We start from the raw sequence: 9,384 nt of genomic DNA, 5'->3' as shown, positions 1-9,384 counted from the left end.
AATTGGACTTCTCTATTATGTATATAATCAATAATATTTAAAGAGTCTTGATTTAATTAGGTTTTAATAAATTAAGTGCTCATAATAAGCAATAAAATCAATAGGATTCCAATTGTATATAATCAATAATATTTTTTTTTATATAAATTCTTTAAAATCAATGGTTGAACGTATGTTTTTTTTTTAACTTAGTCTGTACATATAACATTATACAAAAAACAAAAAACAACTATATGCGCGAATACAATCAATCCCCTTATAATTTATTATTTTCTTTGAATTTTAAGATTAATTTTTTATTTATTAGAATTTACTTGACAAAACTCAAAATTTCTTCTAAAATATTTATCTGAAATATAGATATTTTTAGGAGGTGAAAAAATGAAAAGAACTTATCAGCCAAATAACAGAAAATACAAGAAGGATCACGGATTTAGAGCTAGAATGGCAACTAAAAACGGAAGAAAAGTATTAAAGAGAAGAAGAGCAAGAGGAAGAAAAGTATTATCAGCATAAAACCCGGTGATCTAAAACACCGGGTTTTTAAAGATTTAAGGACTATTTTAGGGAGTTAAATATTATGATTAATTTAAAAAAAAATAGGGAGTTTCAAAATGTTTATAATTATGGAAAAAAATCATTTGGATATTACTCTCTTATTTTTTTTAAAGCAAATGAAACTAATGAAAACAAATTTGGATTTGTTGTAAGTAAAAAAACTGGAAATGCAGTTTGTAGAAACAGATTAAAAAGATTATTTAGAGAGTATTGTCGTTTAAATGAAGGAAACCTAATAACAGGTTATGACATAATTTTTGTTGCAAAAAGAACAGCTGGAGAAAAATTTAAGACTTTAAGTTTTGAGGAGATGAAAAAAGATCTTGACCGTGTTCTTAAAAATTCTAAATTATTTAAAAAATAGTTTAGTTTATATTTTGAAAAAAACTATCTTGATTTTAATAAGATTTTATCAAAAATATATTTCAATATTTTTGGGGAAAAACTGTATATTTCAACCTTCTTGTTCAAAATACATGTATGATGCAATTGAAATGCATGGAGTTTTTAAAGGAGTGTATTTGGGAATATTAAGAATTTTAAGGTGTCACCCATATTCTAAAGGCGGATATGATCCTGTGCCACCAGTTAAAAAATGCGGAGGAAAAAAATAAAATGGAATTTTTATACAAAATATTTGAACAAATATTGCTATTTATAAATGGAATTACAGGAAATTTCGGTTTAGCTATAATAGGATTAACAATATTAATAAAAATAATATTATTACCGTTAACATTGAAACAAGATAAATCAATGAAAAAAATGAAAGAGTTACAACCAATATTAGAGCAATACAAAGAAAAATATGGTCATGATAAAAATTTATTAAACCAGAAAACAATGGAACTTTACAAAGAAAAAAATGTAAATCCGGCTGGAGGATGTTTACCACTTTTAGTTCAATTACCAATTTTATGGGCACTATTTGGTGTTTTAAGAGCTGAAAGAGGAATTGTTCCTGCTGAATCATTCTTATGGATGAATTTATTACAACCGGATCCTTATTATATATTACCTGTTTTAAATGGAGTTGTTGCATTTATTCAACAAAAATTAACAGGAACAGATAGTAATCCACAAATGAAACAAATGATGTATATTTTCCCAGTAATGATGGTATTTATTTCTTATAAAATGCCAGCAGGACTACAAGTTTATTGGTTAACATCAAGCTTCGTGGGAATCGTACAGCAATATTTCATAATGAAAAAAGGAGACTAAGACTAGAGTTATGGAAAATATAATTGAAATCAAAGCGAGTAATAGAGAAGTTGCTATTGCTAGAGCTATAAAGATATTGGAGGTTACTGCTGATCAAGTTGTTCAAGTTACTGAATTAGAGAAGCCTAAGTCGTTCTTTGGTTTTTTTGCTAAAGATGGATTATATAAAGTTGAAGTTAGCAGAGAAGTAGAAGCTGAAGAGATTAAGATTTCAGGTCCAGAAAAAGATGAAGTAGTGAAAACTACAGAGAAATCAGAAACTGACATAGAAGCAGAACAAGAAAAAAAAGAATCAAAAAAAGAGTTAAAAGAAAATAGAGAAAAAGAGATAATAAAAACATCTCAAGAGTTATTAAATAAAATGGGACTTGAATTAGAAGTTGAAATTTTAAGATTAGAGGGTAGAAATTGTGTTATAAACCTTTACGGTGAAGATAATGGAATAATTATTGGAAAAAAAGGTAAAACATTAAATAGCTATGAATATCTGTTAAATACTTTAATTAAAGATGTTAGAATAGATGTTGATGTAGAAGGATTTAAAGAAAAAAGAAATGTAACATTAAGAGATTTAGCAAGAAAAATGGCTGAAAAAGCTATGAAAACTACTAAACCAATAAAATTAAATCCGATGCCACCAAGAGAAAGAAAAATTATACATGAAGTTGTTAATAAATATTCGGAATTAGATACTTATAGCGAAGGAAAAGACCCTAAAAGATATATTGTTATTAGAAAAAAGAAATAGGGGTGAGTTATATGTTTGATACTATTGCTGCCATTTCAACTCCAAGAGGAGAAGGTGGAATAGGAATTGTTAGAATGTCAGGAAGTGATTCTTTATGTATACTAACAAAAATATTTAAACCTATATCAAAGAAAGAAGTTAGTGAGCTTAGAAACTTTAGTATTAACTATGGTCATCTTTATGATGGAGATGAAATTATAGATGAAGTTTTAGTTTCAATAATGAAAGGACCTAACACTTATACAAAAGAAGATATTGTAGAAATAAACTGTCACGGTGGATTTCTAATTACAGAAAAAGTTTTAGAATTAGTTTTAAAAAGTGGAGCTAGAATAGCTGAAATAGGTGAATTTACTAGAAGAGCTTTCATGAATGGAAGACTAGATTTAACTCAAGCTGAAGCTGTAATAGATTTAATACATGGAAAAACTGATAAAAGTATATCATTATCATTAAATCAACTTAGAGGAGATTTAAGAGAGCAAATTGATATATTAAAAAAACAACTTTTAGATGTTTCTGCACATGTTAATGTAGTTTTAGATTATCCTGAAGAAGGAATAGATGATCCATTACCACATGACTTAGTTGAAAATTTACATAACGTTGTAAATACAACAGATACTTTAATTAAATCTTATAATAAAGGAAAAATGATTAAAGAGGGTGTAAAAACAGCTATTGTAGGAAAGCCTAATGTTGGAAAGTCAAGTTTATTAAACTCTATTCTAAGAGAAGAGAGAGCTATAGTAACTCATATAGCTGGAACTACTAGAGACGTTATTGAAGAAGTTGTTAATCTAAATGGAATTCCTTTAGTTTTAGTGGATACTGCAGGAATAAGAAAAACAGATGATTTAGTAGAAAATATAGGTGTAGAAAAATCAAAAGAGTTAATTGAAAAGGCAGATTTAGTTTTATTTGTTGTTGATAACTCTAGAGAATTAGATGAAGAAGATTTAAAAATACATGAAAGAATTCATGCTGATAAAGTTATAGGTCTTATAAACAAAACAGATGTTGAATCTAAATTAGATATAACACCATTAACAAAAATAAAAAAATGGATAAAAATTTCTGCATTAGAAAAAATAGGAATAGATTCAATGGAGAAAGAGATATACAATTATGTTATTTCTGGTCAAGTTGAAGATAGTTCACAAAAATTAGTTATTACTAATGTTAGACATAAGTCAGCATTAGAAAAAACTAAGCAAGCAGTGGAAAATATATTTGAAACAATAGATATGGGATTACCAATGGATTTAATAGCTGTAGATTTAAAAGAAGCTTTAGATTCATTGTCAGAGGTAACAGGAGAGATTAGTAATGAAGATCTTTTAGATCATATCTTTAGTAATTTCTGTGTAGGAAAATAAAAGGTATTAGCCACAGATTTATTGTCTGTGGCTATAATTTTTTTGATGTTTATTTATGTATATGGACAAAAATAAAAGGAGAAATATATGACTTTTAAATATGATGTAATAGTTGTTGGTGGAGGACACGCTGGAGTTGAAGCTGCTTTAGCAAGTGCTAGATTGAATAGAAAAACATTACTTTTTACATTGGCATTAGATAATATAGGAATGATGTCATGTAATCCATCTATAGGTGGACCTGGAAAAAGTAATTTAGTTGCAGAGATTGATGTTTTAGGTGGAGAGATGGGAAGGCATACAGATCAATATAATCTTCAATTAAAACATTTAAATACAAGTAAAGGTCCTGCTGCTAGAATAACAAGAGGACAAGCTGACAAATTTTTATATAGAACAAAAATGAAAACATTACTTGAAGAAACTGAAAATTTAGAGATTATGCAAGATAGTGTAGATGAACTTTTAGTTGAAAATGATATGATAAAAGGTGTTAAAACAGCTTTAGGAATTGAATATTTCGCAGAAACAGTTGTATTAGCTACAGGAACATTCTTAAAAGGAAGAATAGTTATAGGTGATGTAAAATATCCTGCTGGAAGAATGGGTGAAAATTCAGCTGAAAAATTATCAGATAGTTTACAAAAAAATGGAGTACATTTAGAAAGATATCAAACAGCAACTCCTCCAAGAATAGATAAGAGAACTGTAGATTTTTCTGTTATGAAGCCACTTTATGGAGAGGAACATCCTAGATATTTTTCTATATATACACAAAAAGAAAAAAATAATGTAGTTCCAACATGGTTAACTCATACTTCAGAGGAAACTTTAAATGTAACAAAAGAGATGTTAAAATTTTCTCCAATAGTTTCTGGAATAATTGAAACACATGGACCTAGACACTGTCCATCTTTAGATAGAAAAGTTTTAAACTTTCCAGATAAATATGATCATCAGATATTTTTAGAGTTAGAATCAAGTGAATCAAATGAGCTTTATGTAAATGGATTAACGACAGCAATGCCACCGTTTGCTCAAGAAGCTATGTTAAAATCTATCAAAGGTCTAGAAAATGCTAAAATAATGAGATATGGTTATGCAGTAGAATATGATTATGCACCTGCATCACAATTATATCCAAGTTTAGAAAGCAAAAAAATAAGAGGATTATATTTTGCAGGTCAAATAAATGGTACATCTGGATATGAAGAGGCAGCAACACAAGGATTTATTGCTGGAGTTAATGCAGCAAGGAAAACATTAAATAAACAACCTGTAATTTTTGATAGAAGTGAAGGATATATAGGAGTACTAGTTGATGATATCATTCATAAAAAGACACCAGAGCCTTATAGAGTCTTACCATCTAGATCAGAGTATAGATTGACACTTAGATTTGATAATGGTTTTATGAGACTATTAGATAAAGCTGAGGAGATTGGAATTGTTCCAGAAGATAAAATTAATTATTTAAAAAAATGTAGAGAAGATGTATATAAAGAGATTGAGAGAATAAAAGAAACAAAAGTTCCTATGAAAGATGCTAATGAATTATTAGAAAAAAAGGGAGCGGAACAAAGATTAACTAAAGGTGTTCAAGCAAATGAACTTCTTAAATTTAAAGAGGTTTCATATGATGATTTAGCTCATTTGTTACATATTCCTGAATATCCTGAATTTGTAAAAAATCAAATTGAGACGATGATAAAGTATGAAGTATTTATTGAAAGAGAAAGAGAGCAGATAGAAAGATTTAAAAGATTAGAAGCTTTAAGTATTCCAGAAGATTTTGATTTTGATACTGTAACTGGTATTTCAAATATAGCTAAAGCTGGATTAAAAGAGATTAAACCTCTTTCAATAGGAGAAGCTTCAAGAATAAGTGGAGTAACAGGAAATGATATAGCGTTACTTTTAGCAACTTTAAAAAAATAATAGTACTACGGACAATAATAAAAACTGTAAAGATAAAGTTAAATAACTTGTATTTACAGTTTTTTTTGTTATACTTATAACTATAAAATAGATTTTGGAGGAAAAATAGTGATTATTAGTGATTATCATATACACAGTAGTTTTTCTGGAGATTCTGTAGAAGATTTAGATAGAATTTGTAGAAAAGCAAAAGAATTAGGTATTAAAGAGATTGCAATAACTGATCATATGGATTTAGATGTAATTGGGACAACTAATAGTAATGATTTTATGTTAAATTTAGATGAATACGTTCCGACGATTTTAAAGTTAAAAGATCAATATAAGGATGACTTAGATATAAAATTAGGGATGGAATTTGGAATTCAAAGACATCTAGGAGAAGTTGGAGATAAAATTATAGAAAAATATCCATTTGATTTTATAATATCTTCTGTTCATAGTGTGGATAAATTACTTTTAGATCAAAAGGAGTTTTGGGAAAATAAAACGAGAGAACAAGCTCATGATAAATATTTTTTAGAAATATTAAAAAGTGTAGAAAACTTCAATAGGTTTAGTGTTCAAGGTCATCTTGACTTTATTACAAGATATGGCGGTATTGACAAAAAAGGTTTTATAGATTATATAAGATATCAAGATATAATCGATGAGATTTTAAAAAAAATTATTTCCAAAGGAAAGGGTATTGAAATTAATACTTCTGGAATAAGATATAATGAGAATAGATTTTATCCTTGTGATGATATAATAAAACGTTATTTTAAGCTAGGAGGAGAGATTCTAACAATAGGTTCAGATTCACACAAAGCATCAGATTTAGGCAAAGATTTTAAAAAAGCGTATGATTTTTTAGAAAGTATAGGAGTGAAATATATTTCATCTTTTGACCAACTTGATGTATCTTTTAAAAAAATAAAATAATTTTCTTTAAGAGAAGGTGAGTATGAACAAAAATAAAAAGAACAAAGGGCTAACTTTTTTAGAGACAATAGCGTGTGTTGCTATTATTTTTATAGTTAGCTCTTTTTTATTTTACAAAATATTAAAATATAATGAGAAAATGGACCTTGAAAAAAGTAGACGTATCATTCAAACTTTTTTTATTAAATATACTATGAGATCGCTATATGAAAAAAGTAAATATCAGATAGAAATTGACATGTTAAATAAGAATTTAAATGTAAAAAAATTAAATAGCGAAATTATAGAAAAATTATATCTTCCTGAAAAACTAAAATATGAAATAATTTACGATAATAGTAGGAATCAAAAATTTAAAGTCGATACAACAAAAAATGGAAATCTAAGTAAGGCTTTTACAATGTATATATTTGGTTATAGTAATCAAGTTGAAAATAGAGTTGCATTTTATACATTTCAGAAAGAGAGAGTTTTAAAAATAAATATATATTTAAATAGAGATGTAAAGGATGTCAATTATGAAAATATATTAAATTATCACTATTCACAAAATGGTCAAAATAGAATTGGCTGGATGGAGGAATAATGAATTTAAAAAATTATTTTTTTATGATTATAATTTTGACTATTGTCCCAATAAAAACAACATACAGGAATAGAGTTTTAGTAAAATATGTAAAAGTTTCTACGAGTGAAAACAAAGTTCAATTTAGAGTATTAAAAGTTGAAAGGAGATGATATGGGGGAGAATATTTATTTTAAAAGAGAAGTTTTTGAAATAAGAGATTTTAATGAAATAAAATATAATAAAGAAGATATCTTAGAATTTTTAAATGAATTAATATTCTATAGTTTAAAAGAGAATGTTTCAGATATACATATAGAATCAAAAGAAAGTGATATTAAAATAAGAGTTCGCATAGATGGTATCTTAAAATATTATCAAGATTTAAATAAAAATTTTGGATTAAAATTGATGACTAAATTGAAATTAATGAGTGAGCTTGATATTGGAGAAAAAAGATTGCCTCAAGATGGTAGGTTTAAAGCGCAATATAAGAATGAAAAAATAGATTTTAGAGTTTCATTGATTCCAACTATATTTGGAGAAAGATGTGTTTTAAGAATATTGAAAAATAATATATCTGAAGTTTCTTTAGAAAATTTAGGATTTACAAATGAAAATTTAATTAAATTAAAGAAACTTTTAAATAGAAAAAATGGATTATTATTATTTTGTGGACCAACTGGAAGTGGAAAGACAACAACTCTTTATTCAATAGTAAATTATTTAAATAATGAAAAATTAAATATAATTACAATAGAAGATCCAATAGAATATCAATTTCCAAATATTAATCAAATTCAATGTAAAAATGAGATAGGATTAGATTTCTCTATAATATTAAGAAGTGTTTTAAGACAAGATCCAGACATTATATTAGTTGGAGAGATAAGAGATAAAGAAACTGCTGAAATAGCACTAATGGCATCCTTAACTGGTCATTTGGTCATAACTACTCTTCATACGAAAGATGCAGTATCAGCTATTGATAGATTAATTAATTTTGGAGTGGATAAATTTATTATTGCAGCCGCTATAAATGCTATTGAAAGTCAAAGATTAGTTAGAAAAATATGTAAAATATGTGGTGGTAAAACTGAAAGTAATTGTTGCAATGAAGGGTTTAAAGGCAGAGAAGTTGTAGAAGAGATAATATTTTTTGATAAGGAGATAAGAGATATTATTTTAAATAAAAGTATAAAAGATTTAGAGAGTTATTTAAAGTTAAAAGGTTTTAAAACACTTTTAGATAATGGTTTTATAAAAGTCGAAACTGGAATTACAACAAAATCTGAAGTTTTAAGAGAGTGTTTAATATGAAGTTATATAGGTGCCTTATTCTGAATAAAGAAAAGAAGCAGATAGAAGATATATATTTAGAAAGAAATAAAAAAATACTTTTAAATAAGTTATTTAAAGAGGAGAAAAAATTAATAAAAATTTTAGAAATACAATTTGAAAGAAAAATTAAAGAAAAAGATTTAGAAAAGATATATTTTAAAATAGGAAGATTATTAAATGCTGGAGTTTCTTTAAAAAAATCTATAGAGTTTCAAAAAAGTAGTTGTAAAAATTTAAGTTTAAAATTTAGAATTTTTAATCTTTATAAAAAATTAGAGAAAGGAGAGGATATATATGAAATTTTAAGAAGTGAAAATTTAATAAAAGAAAGAGAAATGTTAATAATCTATGTTTCAGAGAATGCTGGAAAAATAGGCGATGGTTTTTTAAAAGTAGCTTATTTGAAACAAAAAAAAGAAAAATTAAAAAACGAGTTAAAAATAGCTTTATCATATCCAACTTTTATCTTATTCATATCAACAATAATAATACTTTTAATTTTTTACTTTATTGTACCTAATTTTCAAATATTATACGAAATAGAAATAAATAAATTACCATTTTTAACAAGAATAATTTTAAATATTCAACATATCTTGAATAAGTTTCCCTACACAATAATTATAATAATTTGTGTAGTTTTTTTTTCTATAAAATTTTTTCATTTAAAAAAACAATTACAAAAAGTATCTTTTATAAAAAAATAT

At 26.0% G+C, this 9,384-nt stretch carries 11 protein-coding genes; all 11 read left to right on the top strand.

The genetic code is table 11. The features are described 5' to 3' along the window. Nucleotides 1-381 precede the first annotated feature (381 nt). Nucleotides 382-516 carry a 50S ribosomal protein L34 gene (gene rpmH / locus HMPREF0202_RS05365; protein ID WP_023050045.1) on the top strand — a complete coding sequence of 45 codons (135 nt, stop codon included), beginning with the start codon at nucleotides 382-384 and terminating at the stop codon, nucleotides 514-516. A 64-nt stretch (nucleotides 517-580) separates the two neighbouring features. Further along, complete coding sequence (rnpA, locus tag HMPREF0202_RS05360) at nucleotides 581-922, top strand: ribonuclease P protein component (protein WP_023050044.1); 342 nt, start codon at nucleotides 581-583, stop codon at nucleotides 920-922. Nucleotides 923-935: 13 nt separating this feature from the next. Beyond that, nucleotides 936-1,172: a membrane protein insertion efficiency factor YidD gene (yidD, locus tag HMPREF0202_RS05355; RefSeq protein WP_040406499.1), complete on the top strand. Its 237-nt coding sequence runs from the start codon at nucleotides 936-938 to the stop codon at nucleotides 1,170-1,172. A gap of 1 nt (nucleotide 1,173) precedes the next feature. Then, on the top strand, nucleotides 1,174-1,782 hold the full coding sequence (locus tag HMPREF0202_RS05350) for a YidC/Oxa1 family membrane protein insertase (protein ID WP_023050042.1): 609 nt from the start codon (nucleotides 1,174-1,176) through the stop codon (nucleotides 1,780-1,782). Between the two features lie 10 nt (nucleotides 1,783-1,792). Next, nucleotides 1,793-2,530, top strand: a complete 738-nt coding sequence (gene jag, locus HMPREF0202_RS05345) for an RNA-binding cell elongation regulator Jag/EloR (protein ID WP_023050041.1) — start codon at nucleotides 1,793-1,795, stop codon at nucleotides 2,528-2,530. An 11-nt stretch (nucleotides 2,531-2,541) separates the two neighbouring features. After that, a complete protein-coding gene (gene mnmE, locus HMPREF0202_RS05340) occupies nucleotides 2,542-3,909 on the top strand; it encodes a tRNA uridine-5-carboxymethylaminomethyl(34) synthesis GTPase MnmE (RefSeq protein ID WP_023050040.1) in 1,368 nt (455 codons plus the stop codon). Between the two features lie 87 nt (nucleotides 3,910-3,996). Further along, the gene (mnmG, locus tag HMPREF0202_RS05335; RefSeq protein WP_023050039.1) at nucleotides 3,997-5,847 is read left to right on the top strand and encodes a tRNA uridine-5-carboxymethylaminomethyl(34) synthesis enzyme MnmG; all 1,851 of its coding nucleotides are present in this window, start codon (nucleotides 3,997-3,999) and stop codon (nucleotides 5,845-5,847) included. Between the two features lie 108 nt (nucleotides 5,848-5,955). Next, nucleotides 5,956-6,771 (top strand): histidinol-phosphatase HisJ family protein, encoded by an 816-nt coding sequence (locus tag HMPREF0202_RS05330; protein WP_023050038.1) that lies wholly within the window; start codon nucleotides 5,956-5,958, stop codon nucleotides 6,769-6,771. 22 nt (nucleotides 6,772-6,793) lie between these two features. Then, nucleotides 6,794-7,357 carry a hypothetical protein gene (locus HMPREF0202_RS05325; RefSeq protein WP_023050037.1) on the top strand — a complete coding sequence of 188 codons (564 nt, stop codon included), beginning with the start codon at nucleotides 6,794-6,796 and terminating at the stop codon, nucleotides 7,355-7,357. 153 nt (nucleotides 7,358-7,510) lie between these two features. After that, nucleotides 7,511-8,656, top strand: a complete 1,146-nt coding sequence (locus HMPREF0202_RS05320) for a GspE/PulE family protein (RefSeq protein ID WP_040406495.1) — start codon at nucleotides 7,511-7,513, stop codon at nucleotides 8,654-8,656. Continuing rightward, a partial coding sequence (locus HMPREF0202_RS05315) for a type II secretion system F family protein (protein WP_023050034.1) occupies nucleotides 8,653-9,384 on the top strand: 732 nt, incomplete at its 3' end. The genes HMPREF0202_RS05320 and HMPREF0202_RS05315, both read left to right, overlap by 4 nt.

It is taken from the genome of Cetobacterium somerae ATCC BAA-474, assembly GCF_000479045.1.
In the GTDB taxonomy this organism is placed as follows: Bacteria; Fusobacteriota; Fusobacteriia; order Fusobacteriales; family Fusobacteriaceae; genus Cetobacterium_A; species Cetobacterium_A somerae.
This window is presented reverse-complemented; position numbering and strand designations above follow the sequence as displayed.

What these genes read in the sequence shown, in the direction of transcription:
- rpmH (WP_023050045.1), top strand. Translation starts at nt 382, where the DNA reads ATGAAAAGAACTTATCAGCCAAATAACAGAAAATACAAGAAGGATCAC.
- rnpA (WP_023050044.1), top strand. Translation starts at nt 581, where the DNA reads ATGATTAATTTAAAAAAAAATAGGGAGTTTCAAAATGTTTATAATTAT.
- HMPREF0202_RS05350 (WP_023050042.1), top strand. Translation starts at nt 1,174, where the DNA reads ATGGAATTTTTATACAAAATATTTGAACAAATATTGCTATTTATAAAT.
- jag (WP_023050041.1), top strand. Translation starts at nt 1,793, where the DNA reads ATGGAAAATATAATTGAAATCAAAGCGAGTAATAGAGAAGTTGCTATT.
- mnmE (WP_023050040.1), top strand. Translation starts at nt 2,542, where the DNA reads ATGTTTGATACTATTGCTGCCATTTCAACTCCAAGAGGAGAAGGTGGA.
- mnmG (WP_023050039.1), top strand. Translation starts at nt 3,997, where the DNA reads ATGACTTTTAAATATGATGTAATAGTTGTTGGTGGAGGACACGCTGGA.
- HMPREF0202_RS05325 (WP_023050037.1), top strand. Translation starts at nt 6,794, where the DNA reads ATGAACAAAAATAAAAAGAACAAAGGGCTAACTTTTTTAGAGACAATA.
- HMPREF0202_RS05320 (WP_040406495.1), top strand. Translation starts at nt 7,511, where the DNA reads ATGGGGGAGAATATTTATTTTAAAAGAGAAGTTTTTGAAATAAGAGAT.